This window comes from Sphingobium sp. 15-1 (assembly GCF_013375535.1).
Lineage (GTDB): Bacteria > Pseudomonadota > Alphaproteobacteria > Sphingomonadales > Sphingomonadaceae > Sphingobium > Sphingobium aromaticivastans.
On the sequence record NZ_JABXJG010000001.1, the window covers coordinates 1,617,270 to 1,633,316 of the forward strand.

At 66.8% G+C, this 16,047-nt stretch carries 17 protein-coding genes; 13 read left to right on the forward strand and 4 right to left on the reverse strand.

Annotated elements, in window-relative coordinates; genetic code table 11:
* Positions 1-11 precede the first annotated feature (11 nt).
* A complete protein-coding gene (gene radA, locus HUK72_RS07645; protein WP_176596253.1) occupies positions 12-1,379 on the reverse strand; it encodes a DNA repair protein RadA in 1,368 nt (455 codons plus the stop codon).
* An 88-nt stretch (positions 1,380-1,467) separates the two neighbouring features.
* Between radA and HUK72_RS07650 the strand changes: the two genes are divergently transcribed.
* The 3 genes from HUK72_RS07650 to HUK72_RS07660 all read left to right on the forward strand — a co-directional run bounded on the left by HUK72_RS07650 (position 1,468) and on the right by HUK72_RS07660 (position 5,281).
* Positions 1,468-2,166 carry an endonuclease/exonuclease/phosphatase family protein gene (locus HUK72_RS07650; RefSeq protein ID WP_176596254.1) on the forward strand — a complete coding sequence of 233 codons (699 nt, stop codon included), beginning with the start codon at positions 1,468-1,470 and terminating at the stop codon, positions 2,164-2,166.
* 170 nt (positions 2,167-2,336) lie between these two features.
* Complete coding sequence (locus HUK72_RS07655) at positions 2,337-4,682, forward strand: patatin-like protein (protein ID WP_176596255.1); 2,346 nt, start codon at positions 2,337-2,339, stop codon at positions 4,680-4,682.
* Positions 4,679-5,281 (forward strand): hypothetical protein, encoded by a 603-nt coding sequence (locus tag HUK72_RS07660; RefSeq protein ID WP_176596256.1) that lies wholly within the window; start codon positions 4,679-4,681, stop codon positions 5,279-5,281. Before HUK72_RS07655 ends, HUK72_RS07660 begins: the two co-directional genes overlap by 4 nt.
* Here the strand turns inward: HUK72_RS07660 and HUK72_RS07665 are convergent.
* A complete protein-coding gene (locus tag HUK72_RS07665; protein ID WP_176596257.1) occupies positions 5,273-5,560 on the reverse strand; it encodes a 4a-hydroxytetrahydrobiopterin dehydratase in 288 nt (95 codons plus the stop codon). The two genes, HUK72_RS07660 and HUK72_RS07665, sit on opposite strands and share 9 nt — an antisense overlap.
* A 104-nt stretch (positions 5,561-5,664) precedes the next feature.
* On the opposite strand from HUK72_RS07665, the gene HUK72_RS07670 reads away from it, so the two are divergent.
* From HUK72_RS07670 to HUK72_RS07685, 4 genes are all read left to right on the forward strand, one after another.
* Positions 5,665-6,072 (forward strand): metallopeptidase family protein, encoded by a 408-nt coding sequence (locus tag HUK72_RS07670; RefSeq protein WP_176597782.1) that lies wholly within the window; start codon positions 5,665-5,667, stop codon positions 6,070-6,072.
* Positions 6,069-6,677: a heme ABC exporter ATP-binding protein CcmA gene (gene ccmA / locus HUK72_RS07675; RefSeq protein ID WP_176596258.1), complete on the forward strand. Its 609-nt coding sequence runs from the start codon at positions 6,069-6,071 to the stop codon at positions 6,675-6,677. Before HUK72_RS07670 ends, ccmA begins: the two co-directional genes overlap by 4 nt.
* Positions 6,674-7,321, forward strand: a complete 648-nt coding sequence (locus HUK72_RS07680) for a heme exporter protein CcmB (protein WP_066559326.1) — start codon at positions 6,674-6,676, stop codon at positions 7,319-7,321. Before ccmA ends, HUK72_RS07680 begins: the two co-directional genes overlap by 4 nt.
* Positions 7,322-7,515: 194 nt before the next feature.
* On the forward strand, positions 7,516-8,412 hold the full coding sequence (locus tag HUK72_RS07685) for a DMT family transporter (RefSeq protein ID WP_176596259.1): 897 nt from the start codon (positions 7,516-7,518) through the stop codon (positions 8,410-8,412).
* 2 nt (positions 8,413-8,414) lie between these two features.
* On the opposite strand, the gene HUK72_RS07690 is transcribed toward HUK72_RS07685, so the two are convergent.
* Positions 8,415-8,699, reverse strand: a complete 285-nt coding sequence (locus tag HUK72_RS07690) for a chorismate mutase (RefSeq protein WP_176596260.1) — start codon at positions 8,697-8,699, stop codon at positions 8,415-8,417.
* 103 nt (positions 8,700-8,802) lie between these two features.
* On the opposite strand from HUK72_RS07690, the gene HUK72_RS07695 reads away from it, so the two are divergent.
* The 4 genes from HUK72_RS07695 (at position 8,803) to HUK72_RS07710 (ending at position 13,662) form a co-directional block, all read left to right on the forward strand.
* Positions 8,803-9,831: a polyprenyl synthetase family protein gene (locus HUK72_RS07695; protein ID WP_176596261.1), complete on the forward strand. Its 1,029-nt coding sequence runs from the start codon at positions 8,803-8,805 to the stop codon at positions 9,829-9,831.
* Between the two features lie 133 nt (positions 9,832-9,964).
* Positions 9,965-10,744: a TSUP family transporter gene (locus HUK72_RS07700; RefSeq protein WP_176596262.1), complete on the forward strand. Its 780-nt coding sequence runs from the start codon at positions 9,965-9,967 to the stop codon at positions 10,742-10,744.
* A gap of 20 nt (positions 10,745-10,764) precedes the next feature.
* Positions 10,765-13,263 (forward strand): ATP-dependent helicase HrpB, encoded by a 2,499-nt coding sequence (hrpB, locus tag HUK72_RS07705; protein ID WP_176596263.1) that lies wholly within the window; start codon positions 10,765-10,767, stop codon positions 13,261-13,263.
* 120 nt (positions 13,264-13,383) lie between these two features.
* A complete protein-coding gene (locus tag HUK72_RS07710; RefSeq protein ID WP_176596264.1) occupies positions 13,384-13,662 on the forward strand; it encodes an ETC complex I subunit in 279 nt (92 codons plus the stop codon).
* Between the two features lie 90 nt (positions 13,663-13,752).
* Here HUK72_RS07710 and HUK72_RS07715 read toward each other — a convergent pair whose 3' ends face one another.
* Complete coding sequence (locus HUK72_RS07715) at positions 13,753-14,307, reverse strand: Pycsar system effector family protein (RefSeq protein ID WP_176596265.1); 555 nt, start codon at positions 14,305-14,307, stop codon at positions 13,753-13,755.
* An 81-nt stretch (positions 14,308-14,388) separates the two neighbouring features.
* Between HUK72_RS07715 and HUK72_RS07720 the strand changes: the two genes are divergently transcribed.
* Positions 14,389-14,631: an acyl carrier protein gene (locus HUK72_RS07720; RefSeq protein ID WP_176596266.1), complete on the forward strand. Its 243-nt coding sequence runs from the start codon at positions 14,389-14,391 to the stop codon at positions 14,629-14,631.
* 141 nt (positions 14,632-14,772) lie between these two features.
* Positions 14,773-15,996, forward strand: coding sequence for an aminotransferase class I/II-fold pyridoxal phosphate-dependent enzyme (locus tag HUK72_RS07725; protein ID WP_176596267.1), 1,224 nt, complete (start codon positions 14,773-14,775; stop codon positions 15,994-15,996).
* Positions 15,997-16,047: the final 51 nt, after the last annotated feature.

Below are 16,047 nucleotides of genomic sequence, written 5' to 3' on the forward strand. Positions count from 1 at the left end.
CGCAGTGCTGGCTATCCGCGACCAAGCATCTGGTCAACAAGTTGCGCGAGGGCGCGGTAGCCGCTCACCGAAATGCCCTTGACCCCATCGGCCACGGCGGCGGGGACGAAGGCGCGATTGAAGCCCAGCTTGGCCGCTTCGCGCAATCGCAGCGGCGAATGCGCGACGGGGCGCAATTCCCCCGACAGCGCAATCTCACCGAACAGAACGACGTCGGCGGGCACCGGACGCTCGGATAAGGCGGACATGAGCGCCGCCGCGACGGCCAGGTCGGCGGCCGGGTCCGACAGGCGATAACCGCCCGCGACATTGAGATAGACTTCGCAGGTCGAAAAACTGAGGCCGCAGCGCGCCTCCAGCACGGCAAGCACCATGGCAAGCCGCCCGCTGTCCCAGCCGACCACGGCGCGGCGTGGCGTCGCGCCGCTGGAAAGGCGGACGACCAGCGCCTGAATCTCGACCAGCACCGGGCGCGTGCCCTCCAGCGCGGGGAAGACCGTCGCCCCGGTCACATTCTCGTCGCGATGGGTGAGGAAGAGCGCGGAGGGATTGGCGACTTCCTCCAGCCCCTCCGCCACCATGGCGAAGACGCCGATCTCGTCCGTGCCGCCGAAGCGGTTCTTGATGGCGCGCAGGATGCGATATTGATGGCTCCGCTCGCCCTCGAAGCTCAGCACCGTGTCGACCATATGCTCCAGCACGCGGGGACCGGCGATGCTGCCGTCCTTGGTGACATGGCCCACCAGGATCAGCGCCGTGCCGCGCTGCTTGGCGAAGCGGATCAACTCCTGCGAAGAGGCGCGAACCTGACTGACCGTGCCGGGCGCGCCTTCGATCAGGTCGCTGTGCATCGTCTGGATCGAATCGATAATGAGCAGCGCGGGCGGCGCGCCCTCCCCCAGCGTCGTCAATATGTCGCGGACGGAGGTGGCGCTGGCGAGCTGCACGGGCGCATTGCCCAGGCCCAGGCGCTGCGCGCGCAGGCGGACCTGATCCGACGCTTCCTCGCCGCTGATATAGGCGACGCTGTGGCCGGCCGTGGCGATACGAGCGGCGGCCTGAAGCAGCAGCGTCGACTTGCCGATGCCGGGATCGCCGCCGATCAGCGTGGCGGAGCCGGTCACGATGCCGCCGCCCAGCGCGCGGTCGAATTCCGCGATACCGGTGGTGGTGCGCGGCGGCAGTTCGACCTTGTCGTCCAGGCCCACCAGCGTCAGCGCGCGGCCGCCGGCATGAAGGTCGTGGCGGGCGGAAAAGACCGTCTCCGCCGCTTCCTCGACGATGCTGTTCCATTCGCCGCAGTCGTCGCACTGCCCCTGCCACCGGCTGGATACCGTGCCGCATTGCTGACAGACGAATTTTCGCTTTGCCTTGGCCATGAGGCACGCATATCAGAACATATGTGGAACACAATGCTCTTTGCATCTTCCCATGGAAACCGGGCGCGGAGTGGCGCATTGTTTCGCCATGAAGACCTTTCGCGTCGCGAGCTACAATATCCGCAAGGCCATAGGCACCGACCGCCGCCGCGTTCCCGAGCGGGTGATCGAGGTGCTGAACGAACTCGACGCCGACATCATCGCCCTGCAGGAAGCGGACCGACGCTTCGGCGGGCGGTCGGCGGCGCTGCCCCCCTGGCTGCTGGAGAGCATCAGCCCCTACAAGCCGGTGCCGCTCAACGTGCATGTCGATTCCATGGGCTGGCACGGCAATGCGATATTGGTGCGCAAGGATGTGGAGATCGGAACGCATGACGTTCTGCACCTGCCCTGCCTGGAACCGCGCGGCGCGACCATGGCGGAAGTGACGCTGGGCAAGGCGTCGATGCGCATCTTCGGCATGCATCTCGACCTGTCGGGGCTGTGGCGGCGCAAGCAGGCGTCGGCGGTGATCCACGCGGCGGGCCTGCGCGACACCATGCCGACAGTGCTGATGGGCGACCTCAACGAATGGAGCGCGGAACGGGGATGCCTGGCGGATTTTGCGCGGCATTACAGCTTCGCGCCCTGCGGCCGGTCCTTCCATGCGCGACGGCCGGTGGCGCGGCTCGACCGGATCATGCATTGCGGGCAGTTGAAGCTGGTCGATTGCGGCGTGCATGAAAGCGCGGGGGCGCGGAAGGCGTCGGATCATCTGCCGATCTGGGCAGAGTTTAAGCTGAGGTGAGGCCGAAAGAACCGGCCCACGCCCATTCGTCATGCTAAACTTGTTTCAGCATCCATTTCGCCCCATGCGCGGCGGTTCCAAGAGGCACGATGGATGCTGAAACAAGTTCAGCATGACAGGATGTTAACGCCCCCTCGACAAGCCTCCCCTGCTCTGCGACTCTCAACCCCATGAAAGAGCGGGAACTCAGGCTCGCACTGGTCTGCTATGGCGGGATCAGCCTGGCCGTCTACATGCACGGCATCACCAAGGAAATCTGGCATCTGGCCCGCGCCAGCCGGGCCTTTCACGACGGCGTACCGTCGGGCAACAGCAGCGAGGCGGTCTATCGCAGGCTGCTGGGGGATCTGGAAAAGGCCTGCGGCGTCAGATTGCGGGTGATGCCGGACATCATCGCCGGGGCCAGCGCGGGCGGCATCAACGGCATCTTCCTGGCGCAGGCGATAGAGACCGGCCAGTCGCTCGACCCGCTGACCGACATGTGGCTGGACAATGCCGACGTCGAAAAGCTGCTGGACCCCGACGCCCGCCCGGCGCGGCGGCTCACCAAATTCTGGGCGACGCCGCTCGTCTGGATGGCGGCGCGGCATCCGGGCGATACGGTCGAGCGCACCGTCGCCCCCGACACGCGGGAGGAGGTGCGGCACAAGCTGTCGCACTTCATCCGCTCCCGCTGGTTCGAGCCGCCCTTTGGCGGCGAAGTGTTCACCGCCATGATTCTGGATGCCTTCGACGCGATGGAGGCGACCGGGCGCGGCCCGGCGCTGCTGCCCGCCGGTCATCCGCTGGACCTGTTCGTCACCGTCACCGATTTCGAGGGGCACCCGCAGAGCCTGAACCTCAACAGCCCGCCGCAGGTGGTGGAAACGGAGCATCGCCTGTCCATCGGCTTTCGCGCGCGCGGGCGAAGCGGGCGCAGTCTTGCCGATCCGGCCGAGCTGGTCTTCGCCGCCCGCGCCACTGCCAGCTTCCCCGGCGCCTTCCCTCCCTTCACCGTGCGCGAGCTGGACCGGGTACTGAAGCGCCGTCATCGCGCCTGGCCGACGCGGGACGCCTTTCTGGCGCGGACCCTGCCCCGCCACGCCGCCCAGGGACGCGCCGAGGATGCGGTGCTGATCGACGGATCGGTGCTGGCCAACGCCCCCTTCGCGCAGGCCATCGGCGCGCTCAAGAATCGGCCCTCCCGGCGGGAGGTCGACCGGCGATTCGTCTATATCGATCCCAAGCCCGGCCACCGGTCGATCCAGCTCAACCGGCAGGGCGAGGCGGAGGAGGCCCCTTCGGGCGAGGAGGCGCCGCTGCCCGGCTTCTTCCGCACCATCTTCGGCGCGCTGAGCGACATTCCCCGAGAACAGCCGATCCGCGACAATCTGGAGGCGATCGACCGGCACAGCGCCCGCATCCGGCGCATGGTGCGCATATTGAACGCCTTGCGGCCGGGGATCGAGGCGGAGGTGGAGAACACCATCGGCGGCATGCTGTTCCTCGACCGGCCCACGCCTGCCCGGCTTTCGGCCTGGCGCAGCAAGGCACAGCAGCGGGCGGCCAATTCCGCCGGTTTCGCCTTTCCCGCTTATGGACATCTGAAGCTCTCCGGCATCGTCGAGGATTTGGCCGACCTGCTGTTCCGCCTGAGCGGGGAGGAAAGCCCGTTGATGCGCGAAAGCTACCGCCAGGCGCTGTGGAGCCATGTGCGCGCGATCGGCGCGGACCGATTGACCGAGGATGTCGGCCCAGCCTCCGCCCCGGTCGGCTTCTTCCGCCAGCACGACCTGCCCTTCCGCATCCGCCGCCTGCGCTTCCTGGCGCGGCGACTGGCCGATACGCTGGAGGTGGAGGCGGCGGCGGACGATGCCGCCGTCCAGAAGATGCACGACGCCATCTACGCCGCCCTGTCCCATTATACCGAATGCGAGGGCATCGATTTCTACAATAATGGTACCGGGGGCGAGATCAAGGCCGCGGCGCGGGAAGTGCCCAGCGATCCCGGCGCCGCGCTGGAGGCGGTGGCGCGGTTGCGCGGCCTGCGCGAACGCGACGAAGCCGCCGACATGATGCTGGCCGATGCTTTGGCGGCGCTGCCCAAGGCGGCGCGGCGGACGATGCTGCTCGCCTATCTCGGCTTTCCTTTCTACGACATCGCCACCCTGCCGCTGCTGCAAGGCCATGGTATGGACGAATATGATCCGGTCAAGGTCGACCGGATTTCGCCGGAAGATTGCGGCGCGATCCGGCCCGGCGGGGCGGAAGCGACGCTGAAAGGCATTGAATTCAACAATTTCGGCGCCTTTTTCAGCCGCGCCTATCGCGAGAATGATTATCTCTGGGGGCGGCTCCATGGGGTGGAGCGGCTTCTGGATATCGTGATTTCGGCATTGCCCGCGGCAAGCCGTCTTTCGCAGGAGGCGGTGCATCAGTATAGGCGAACCGCTTTTCTGGCGATCCTCGATGAAGAAGAAGAGCGGCTGGACCATGTCGCTGATCTGATCGCCAGCTTGCGAGAGGAGATCGGGTGAGGGCAGGCCAGACGCTGTTTCCGATGATGCTGTTGGCGCTGCTGGCCGGTTGTGCCCCCGCGCCCGGCAAGCGGGCGAACGCGGAGGAAGGCACCACTCGGCAGCCCACCCTGTCCGATTCGTCCATGACGCAGGATGCGCCGCCGCCCCGCGAAGCGGCGGCCACGGCATCGGCACCCGCGATTCTGCCCGACATTGATCCCGCCCTTGCCGATATGCAGGCAGCGCGGGAGAAAGAACCAAAAGCCCCGCGTCCGGCATCCTCCGACCCGGTCCGGACCGCGCCGATCAAGCCCTCTCCCGTCGACATGCCGGCCCCTGTCCCGGACCTGCCGCCCGCCGACGGCGCGGCCGACGCCCGGCCTTTCCCCGATGAGGTGACCCGCTACATGGTCGACCGCGACAGTTGCGACCATTTCCGCGGCGAGGAAGCCTATGATGCCGAGCGGCTCGCCTATTTGCAGGAGAATATCGCGGAGCTGTGCACGGGCACCGACACCCGGCTGGCGCTGCTGCGGCAACTTTATGCCCATGATCCGGCGGTCATCTCCGCGCTCAGCGGCTATGACGAGCGGATCGAGGGGAATGCGTCACAATAGCGCGTCGATCTTGGCGGCAAGGTCGATGTCGCGGCGCGACAGGCCGCCTGCGTCATGGGTGGTCAGCGTGATGTCGACCCGGTTGTAGACGTTCGACCATTCGGGATGGTGATCCGCCTTTTCCGCGAGCAGCGCCACCTGCGTCATGAAGCCGAAGGCGGCAGTGAAGTCCCTGAAGGTGAAAAGGCGCCGGATGCCGTCCGGTTCCTGGACGGCCGCCCATTCGGGCAAATCCTTGAGCGCCAAAGCCCGTTCCTCTCCATCCAGTTTCGCGATCATCGTCTTTCCTGCCTTTGTCTCCGCCCTCATTCCAGCGGCATTAACCCATTTTCCGGTGCGTCGAGAGTTTGCAGACGATTCGGAACATGCTTTATGTCCTCCCTATGGACGATGCCGGTCAACCACCCCGATTTGCGCCGACGCGCGAGGATATTGAAAGCTTGGCGCTGAAGGCGCTGTCGCGCCTGCCCGAACCGTTCCGGTCGCATCTTGCGAACGTCGTGCTGTTCGTGGAGGAATTTGCCGATCCGGCCATCCTCAAGGAGATGGAGATCGACGACCCCTTCGGCCTTACCGGCCTTTATTCCGGTCGGCCGGTGGGCGAAGCGGCGCAGACCGGCGACCTGCCGCCGACCGTGCATTTGTTCCGCCGCCCGCTGCTGGACGAATGGGTGGAAACCGGCGTGCCGCTCGACATGCTGATCACCCATGTGGTGGTGCATGAGATCGGCCATCATTTCGGCCTGTCCGACCTCGACATGCATGTGCTGGAGGACATGGTCACCCTATGAGCCGGGTGGGATTGCACCTGTCGGGCGTCGCCTGCGCGCGCGGCGGGCGGTTGCTGTTCCGCGGCGTCGACCTGGCGATGGAGCCGGGCGGCAGCGCGCTGCTGAAGGGGCCGAACGGCATCGGCAAGTCCAGCCTGATGCGCATCTGCGCAGGGCTGCTGCGCGCGTCGGCGGGGATGGTGGAGCGCCATGGCCAGGTCGCGCTGACCGACGAACGGCTGGCGCTGGACATGGAACAGCCGCTCGGCGCGGCGCTCGGTTTCTGGGCACGGCTGGATGCGGCGGCGCCAGGCGCGGTGGACGCGGCTTTGGCGGCAATGGCGCTGGAGCCGCTTCGCCAGGTGCCGGTGCGCATGCTGTCGACCGGGCAGCGCAAGCGGGCGGCGCTAGCGCGAGTGATGGCGGGCGGCGCGCCGATCTGGCTGCTGGACGAACCGGGCAATGGCCTGGACGACGCGGCGCTGGGACTGCTGGGCGAAGCGGTGGCGGCGCATCTGGAACGCGGCGGCATCGTGGTGGCGGCGTCGCACCAGCCGCTGCCGCTGGCAACGCCGGTGGTGCTTGCGATGCAGGACTATGTCGCGGCGGCGGAGGAGGAGGCGTGAACATCCTCCTGACGCTGGCGAGCCGGGATTTGCGGCAGGCCTGGCAATCCGCCGGACTGTGGCTGCCCGTCGCCTTCCTGCTGCTGGTCGCCAGCCTCTATCCCTTTGCCGTGGGGCCGGATGCGGCGCTGCTGCGGCGGACCGGCGGGGGGATGCTGTGGATCGCGGCGCTGCTCGCCAGCCTTTTGCCGGTCGACCGGCTGGTGGCGCCGGACCGGGACGCAGGCGTGCTCGACCAGATCGCCCTGCGCGGGATCGGGGAAGAGATGGTCGTGCTGGCGCGGCTGATCGCGCATTGGCTGGGCTTCGGCCCTGCGCTCATGATCGCCACCTTGCCCGCCGCCGCCCTGCTGAAGCTCGACGGGGCGACCATCGGCTTGCTGGAGGCGGGATTGCTGATCGGCACGCCCGCTTTGGCGGCGCTGGGGCTGCTGGTGGCGACGCTGACGGCGGGATTGCGATCGAGCGGGGCGTTGGCGGGATTGTTGGCGCTGCCGCTGGCGGTGCCGCTGCTGATCTTCGGCGCGGGGACATTAGGCGACGGCAGCGGCGCGGCGCTCAAATTTCTGGGGGCGGCATCGCTGCTGCTGGTCGCGATCACGCCCTTTGCCGGAGGCGCGGCGATCCGGGCGGGACGGGAATAAGCGAGACGTGCGGACACGCCCGCCGGAGACATAAGACGCACCGTGCTCCTGCGCAGGCAGGAGCCCAGTTCAAAACGGTGCATTGACCCACAGGCGGTGGGACTGGGCTCCTGCCTGCGCAGGAGCACGGTGCGTCAATTGGCAGCCATGGCCAAACCTCGACAGCCGGGCGCCGATAGGCCAAAGGCGCGACCATGATCGCCGCTGTCGCCGCCCTTCTCTTCGTCCTCATCTGGTCGACCGGCTTCATCGTGGCGCGAGCCATGGTGCCGCATGCCGCGCCGGAGCTGATCCTTGCCATCCGACTGTCGCTGACGACGCTACTGTTGGCCGGAGCCGCGCTCTATGCGCAGCAGGCCCTGCCGCGCGGACGGCGGCTGGCGCTTCACCTCGCGGCGGGCGCGATGCTGCATGGCTTCTATCTGACGCTCAGTTGGTGGGCGGTGAACAACGGCATGCCCGCCGGGATCATGGCTCTGCTGGGCGCGCTCCAGCCGCTGGCGGTGGCGGTGGCGAGCGTCGCTTTCCTGGGCGACCGGTTGCCGACGCGCGCCTGGGGCGGGTTGGGAATCGCGATCATGGGGGTCGGCTGCGTGCTGCTTCCCGCGATCGAACGGTCGGGCGCGGGGTCGATCGCGCTGTGGCCTGCATTTGCCGGAATGGTGGCCGTGCTGGGCATGGCGGGCGGCACGCTGATCCAGCGGGGCGCGATCGCCGGGGACGGCATCGCGGTTTCAGGCGCGGTGCAGAATGCGGGCGGCGCGCTGGTCGCGCTGACAGCGGCGCTGATCGTGGGTGAATATCGTTGGGACGGGAATCCCATCCTCTGGCTCGGCCTGGCCTGGTCCGTGCTGGTGCTGTCGGCGGGCGGGCTGTCGCTGCTGGTGTGGCTGGTGCGGCATCAGGGGCCGACGCGCATGTCGATGCTGTTGCTGCTGGTGCCGCCGCTCGCCGCCATCGAGGCTTGGGCCCTGTTCGGGGAGCGGCTGGGGCCGGTGCAGCTCATCGGCTTCGCGCTGGCGCTGGGCGGGGTGATGCTGGGGCGCTCCACCCGGCCGGCGCGCAATCAGGAAATCGCGGAACCGGCCTGACCTCAAGCCTGATTTTCGCGCAACCTTTCATGGTGGCGGATCACCTCATCGATGATGAAGCGCAGGAATTTTTCCGTGAAATCGGGGTCCAGATTGGCGTCGGTCGCAAGTTGGCGCAGACGCGCGATCTGGCGTTCCTCGCGCCCCGGATCGGCGGGCGGCAGATCGTGGGTCGCCTTGTGCTCCCCCACCGCCTGGGTGATCTTGAACCGCTCCGCCAGCATGAAGACCAGCGCCGCGTCGATATTGTCGATGCTCTCGCGATAGCGCTTCAAAGTCTCGTCCACTATGGTCCTCCGGTTATTCGAGGCGCTTTTTGCCGCTTCCGGGCGCCCGCGCAAGCTATTCCCGCTTGCCTTTAGCATTTCCCGCCGCCACATGGCGCTTGTCATGACAGCATCCGCCACCGGCAATGTCCATCCCATCGGCCGCGCCAGCAGCGCGCCTTCGCTCGCCCCCATGATGGCGCTGGTCGCTGAGGGCATGAACCAGGTGAATGCCGTTATCCTGGACCGGATGCAGTCGCGCATTCCGCTGATCCCGGAACTGGCCGGCCATCTGATCGCGGGCGGCGGCAAGCGGATGCGACCGATGCTGACCCTCGCCTGCGCCGATCTGGTGGGTTATGCCGGGTCGCGCCACTACAAGCTGGCCGCCGCGGTCGAATTCATCCACACCGCGACCCTGCTGCATGACGATGTGGTCGACGGGTCGGGGCTGCGCCGCGGCCGCAAGACCGCCAACATCATCTGGGGCAACAGCGCCAGCGTGCTGGTAGGCGATTTCCTCTTCTCCTGCTCTTTCGAGCTGATGGTGGAGGCGGAGTCGCTCAAGGTGCTGAAGATCCTCTCCAACGCCTCCGCCGTGATCGCGGAGGGCGAGGTCAACCAGCTCACCGCCCAGCGCAAGATCGACACCAGCGAAGAGCAATATCTCGACATCATCGGCGCCAAAACCGCCGCCCTGTTTGCCGCCGCGTGCCGGATTTCCGCCGTGGTGGCCGACCGCAACGAGGCGGAGGAGCAGGCGCTCGACGTCTATGGCCGCAATCTGGGCATCGCCTTCCAGCTCATCGACGACGCCATCGACTATGAGTCGGACGGCGCGACCATGGGCAAGGATGCGGGCGACGATTTCCGCGACGGCAAGGTGACGCTGCCGGTGATCCTGGCCTATGCGCGCGGTTCGGACGAGGAACGCAGCTTCTGGAAGCAGGCAATCGCGGGCAACCGGGTGAGCGACGAAGACCTCGCTCATGCGACCGGCCTGCTGCGCAAGACCGGCGCGATTGCCGATACGCTGGCGCGGGCCCGGCATTACGGCCAGCGGGCGATCGACGCGCTCGGCATGTTCGACAATGGCAAGGCCAAGGCAGCGCTGACCGAAGGGGTCGAGTTCGCGATTGCGCGAGCCTATTGAGGGTTTTGGCAGGCCAGTTCGTTTCAATTGTCGTGTTCCTGCGTAGGCAGGAACCCAGTCCCACCGCCTGAACTGGGCTCCTGCCTACGCAGGAGTACGGTGCGCTTCATTCCGCCAAGACTGCCCGCCACCCATGATCCCCTCCCCTGAAACCATCGCCTTCCTCATGGCCGCCGCGCTGATGGCGGGATGCATCGACGCGATGGCGGGCGGCGGCGGGCTGATCGCCCTGCCCGCCTTGCTCGCCGCCGGGATCCCGCCCGTACCAGCCGTCGCGACCAACAAGCTGCAATCCTCGCTCGGCACGTTCGGCGCCTGCATCGCCTATGCGCGGGCGGGACATATGGACCTCAAGGCCTATCGCTGGCCGCTGATCGCCGCCTTTGTCGGCTCGGCGGGCGGGGCATGGCTGTTGCAGCGGGTCGACCCGTCCATCCTCGCCGGACTGATGCCCGCGCTGCTGATCGCGCTGGCGGCCTATTTCACCTTTTCGCCCAAGATCAGCGAAATGGACCGGCACCAGCGGGTCGGCATCGTGATCCTCAGCCTGCTGATCGGCGCGATCGGCTTTTATGACGGCTTTTTCGGGCCGGGCGCTGGGGCGTTCTACACCACTATATTCATCGCTTTAGGTGGCCTTGGCCTTGTCCGCGCAACGGCACAGACGAAGGCGGCCAATTTCGCCAGCAACCTGGCCGGGCTGCTCATCATGATCGTGGGCGAGCATGTGATCTGGATCGTCGGCCTCGCCATGGCGGTGGGCAGCATCACCGGCGGGCAGATCGGATCGCGCCTGGCGATGCGCTTCGGCAGCCGGTTGATCCGGCCGCTGCTGATCGTCATGTCGCTGGCGCTCACCGCCAAGATGCTGCTGGATCCCAAGAACCCGATCCACGCGCTGCTGTTCGGCTGAATCATTGCGTTGAGGCGCGAATGGCGCGAGAGGGGGCAGCGATGACCGCCCTGCCGATCCCCTTGCCGATCCATGCCGTCCTGCCCGACCTGCTCGCCACCTTGCGCAAAGGCAGCAATGCCGTACTGGTGGCGCCGCCGGGCGCGGGCAAGACGACGGCCGTGGCCCCCGCCCTGCTGAACGAGCCATGGTGCACGGGCCAGCTTCTGCTGCTTTCCCCCCGGCGGCTGGCGGCACGGGCGGCGGCGGAGCGGATTGCCGAGTTGATGGGCGAGAATGTGGGCGGCACGGTCGGCTATGCGACGCGCCTGGATTCGAAAACCTCCAAGGCCACAAGGCTACTGGTGCTGACCGAAGGCATTTTCGTCCGGCGGATTCAGGATGATCCCGAGCTTTCGGGCGTGTCCGCCGTCCTTTTCGACGAAGTGCATGAGCGCAGCCTGGACGGCGATTTCGGGCTGGCCTTGGCCCTTGATGCCCAGGGCGCGCTGCGGCCCGACCTGCGGATCGTGCCCATGTCCGCAACGCTGGACGGGGCGCGCTTTGCCGCGCTGTTGGACGGCGCTCCGGTCGTGGAGAGCGAAGGCCGCATCCAGCCGCTGGCGCTGCGCCATGTCGGGCGCGCCGCGGAAAAGCGGATCGAGGATGAGATGGCGGCGACCATCCGCCGGGCGCTGAGCGAGGAAGCCGAGGGCGATCTGCTCGCCTTCCTGCCCGGCGTGGCGGAGATCGAGCGGACGGCGGATCGGCTGGAAGGCGCAGGCGTGGAAGTCCACAAGCTGCACGGGTCGCTCGATCCGGCGGCGCAGCGGGCGGCGATCCGGCCTTCGCGGGAAGGGCGGCGGAAAGTGATCCTCGCCACCTCCATTGCGGAAACCAGCCTGACCATCGACGGCGTACGGATCGTGGTCGATAGCGGGCTGGCGCGGCGGCCGCGCTATGACCGGGCGGCTGGGGTGACGCGGCTGGTGACGGAGCGGGCGAGCCAGGCGGCGACGACCCAGCGCGCCGGTCGCGCTGCGCGGCAACGGCCCGGCGTCGCCTATCGCCTGTGGGAAGCGGCGGCGACGGCGGGCATGCCGCCCTTCGACCCGCCGGAGATATTGGAGAGCGACCTTTCCAGCCTGATCCTCGACTGCGCGCTCTGGGGGGTGAGCGATCCGGCTGAGCTGCGCTGGCTGGACGCGCCGCCGGGCGCTGCGGTGGCGGAAGCGCGCAAAAGGCTGACCGTGCTGGAGGCGTTGGACGCGGACGGGCGAATCACCGCGCATGGCAAGGCGCTGGCGAAGCTGCCGCTGGAGCCGCGCATCGGCCATATGCTGGTGCGGGCGGGCGAAATGGGGCTGGCGGACATCGCGGCGGAGGTCGCCGTGCTGCTGGGCGAGCGGGGAGTTGGCGGACAGGACGTCGACCTGTCGCAGCGGCGCATGCGCTGGCGGCGGGAAAGCGGGAAACGGGCCGACGCGGCGCGGGCCATGGCAAAGCGCTGGAGCAAATTAGCGCCCCTCCCGCTTGCGGGAGGGGTCGGGGGAGGGAATGTCGGCGTGGGAGAGGGCCATGAAACCGGCCTCGCGCTTGCCCTCGCCTTCCCCGACCGCGTGTCCAAGCGCCGGTCCGCAGACGGCGCGGATTGGGCCAGCGTCGGCGGGCGCGGTTTCCGGCTCGATCCGCTCAACCCGCTTGCCCGAGAGGAATGGCTGGCGGTCGGAGAAGTCCAGGGCAGCGCAGCAGGCGCCCGCATCCTGTCCGCCGCGCCGATCAGCGAGGCGGAGGTCATCGCCCTGTTCGGCGCTCGCATCGCGGAGCATCGCACGGTGCGCTTCCGCCCGGCCAATGGCGGGATCGAGGCGCTGCGGGAACGGCGGTTGGGGGCGGTCAGGCTATCCTCCGGCTCCGACGACCGCCCCGATCCGGAGGCGGTAGTCACCGCCCTGACCGAAGGCGTGCGGCAAGGCGGGCTGGACCTGCTCCCCTGGTCCGAAGCGGCGCGCTCGCTCAGAATGCGGGCGGATTTTGCCGGAGTGGAGGCGCTGTCCGACGCCGCGCTGATGGAGACGCTGGACGAATGGTTGCCGCCGCTGCTGCAAGGCAAGCGCCGTCTGTCCGACATCGACCGGTCACAGCTTTCCGGCGTCCTCGAAGGGCTGATCGGCTGGGACGGCAAGCAGCAGGTCGATCGGCTCGCTCCGCCCGACTTCCGCTCGCCTGCGGGCAGCAACCATGAAATCGACTATGCCGCCGAGGGAGGCCCCCGCGTCGAGCTGCGCGTGCAGGCGCTGTTCGGGCTGGCCGAGCATCCAGTGGTCGGCAGCCAGCGCATTCCGCTGGTCCTTTCGCTCACCTCGCCCGCCGGGCGGCCCATTCAGACGACCCGCGACCTGCCCGGCTTCTGGGCGGGTAGCTGGAGCGCGGTGGCTAAGGAAATGCGCGGGCGCTATCCCAAGCATCCCTGGCCCGACGATCCGGCGGCGGCCAACGCCACTTTGCGCACGAAACGCGCCGACAGGGATTTCAAGTGAAATGGAACATTTCACGGCTCTGAAATCCCGGCGTATAAAGGATTGCCAAGGGGAAGCCTTGACTTCCGCTCGCCCGCTGGTGCAACGCAGCACCAAATTCCCTCAGGAGTCCTTATCGCGATGAGCGCGCGCATCTATCAGATCCAGAAGAACGCCCTGCAGTCCGGCAAGGCGCTGACCCATAAATGGGTGCTGGAATATGCGCCCGCCGAAGCGAAGAAGGCCGATCCGCTGACCGGCTGGGCCGGTTCGGGCGACATGAAGCAGCAGATCAAGCTGAGCTTCTCTTCCGAAGAAGCGGCGCGGGCCTATGCGGAGCGGGAGAGGATTGCCTATACGGTGATCCCGACGGCGCCCAAGACGTTGAAGATTCAGGCCTACGCGGACAATTTCCGGTAATTTGCCGGGGTCGCTCGAAGGCTGCCTCTCAATCCCCCGTCATGCTGAAACAAGTTCAGCATGACGTTCAGTGTTGATGCCCCACTCTGTTCAGCGCCACCCCAGCCCCAGATCGACCACCAGCGCCGCGAAACTCATCACCACACCTGTCAGAAACAACCGATACGCATAGCCCAGCCAGCGATATTTCCGCCGCTGGAGCACCTGCCCATTCTGATACATGTCGCGCAGCATCGCCCGGTACAGCGCGTCGTCATCCGATACCAGCGCCATCATCCGGTCGCTGAACTCGGCTTCGCTGAGGCTGGTGAAGATGCCGAAGAACAGCAGATTGTCGCCATCCCCCACACCTCCCCGCGACTGGCTGACGCTGGGCAGCACCGCCAGGATCGCGCAGGTCGCAGCCAGGAACACGCCCACCGCCAGCGCCGCCACCGGCCAGACCAGCGCCCCCGAGCGCAATTGCGCGACGCAAAGGGTGAAGATCACCATCGACGCGCCGATCAGCATGTTCGCCTTCTGATCGGCCATCTGGCTCAATTGCATATTGGTCTGCACCGCCGTGCGCAGCAGGTGGATCGCATTGGGCACCGGAACATTCGTCGCGTCCATCTTTTCCCCCTCCCCCTTTTTCGCGACACTCATGCCCGATTGCCGCCTTATTCCCTTGCCAAAGAGCGACGCTTGAGGGCAAAAGCCGCTCTTTCACGGAAAGCACCACGGATAATGACGGATCGCCAGCCAATTTTCGACAGCGTTTTGAGCCAGATCGCTCCCTTCAATAAAAAGGGCGTGGAACTGACCGAGGCCACGACCTTCGCGGGCGATCTGGAATGGGACAGCCTGACCGTGATGGACTTCGTCGCCGCGATCGAGGATGAATTCGACATCATCATCACCATGAACATGCAGGCCGAGATCGAGAGCATCGGCCAGCTCGTGGATGCCGTGGCGAAGCTGAAGGGCTGACGCTGCCTGAGAATTTAACTGCCGTTCGGGCTGAGCGAAGTCGAAACCCTTTGCTGAGCCAAGGCGAAGCATGAGCCTCGGCTCCGCTCGGCAAGAGGCTTCGACTTCGCTCAGCCCGAACGGTTTTGGGACGATTGAGACATGACCGACGCCACGCAAACCCGCGACCTTTTCTCCAAATTCGACCCTTTGATCGCTGAGCGCGAGGCGCTGCTGGCGACCGGCGTGCGCGATCCCTTCGCCATCGTCATGGACGAGGTGAAATCCCCCACCCAGGCGGTGATCAAGGGCAAGGACACCATCCTGCTCGGCACCTATAATTATATGGGCATGACCTTCGACCCGGACGTGGTCGCGGCGGGCAAGAAGGCGCTGGACGATTTCGGCGCCGGCACCACCGGTAGCCGCGTGCTGAACGGCACCTATCAGGGCCATAAGGAAGTCGAGGAAGCGCTCAAGGAGTTTTACGGAACCTCCGGCGCGATGGTCTTCTCGACCGGCTATCAGGCCAATCTGGGCATGATCTCCACGCTGGCGGGCAAGGGCGACTATGTCATTCTCGACGCCGACAGCCACGCCTCCATCTATGACGGTTGCTTCCTGGGCGATGCGGAGATCGTCCGTTTCCGCCACAACAGCGTCGAGGATCTGGACAAGCGCCTTGGCCGCCTGCCCGCCGACGCACTGAAGCTGGTGGTGCTGGAGGGCGTCTATTCGATGCTGGGTGACGTCGCGCCGCTGCCGGACATGGTGGCCGCCGTGCGCAAGCATCCCAATTGCATGATCCTGGTCGACGAAGCCCATGGCATGGGCTTTTTCGGCCCCAATGGCCGTGGCGTCTACGAAGAACAGGGCGTGGAAAAGGACGTCGATTTCGTCGTCGGCACCTTCTCCAAATCGGTCGGTACGGTCGGCGGCTTCTGCGTCTCCAACCACCCGAAGTTCGAGGTGCTGCGCCTCGTCTGCCGTCCCTATGTCTTCACCGCGTCGCTGCCGCCCAGCGTCGTCGCCACCGCCGCGACCTCGATCCGCAAGCTGATGCATGCGGGCGAGAAGCGCGCCCATCTGTGGAAGAACAGCCAGCGGCTGCACAAGGGCCTCACCGATCTCGGCTTCAAGCTGGGTACGGAAACGCCGCAATCCGCGATCATCGCCGTCATCCTGACCGACCAGACGCAAGCCGTGGCCATGTGGCAGGCGCTGCTTGAACTCGGCCTATACGTCAACATGGCCCGTCCCCCGGCGACCCCGGCGGGCACCTTCCTGCTGCGCTGCTCGCTTTGCGCCGAACATAGCGACGAGCAGGTCGAGCAGATCATCGCCATGTTCGAAGCGGCGGGCAAGGCGACGGGCGCGATCGGCTGATCGCGCCCCCGTCTCGACCCCACGACCGGGCGGGCATTTAACGCGACGGAA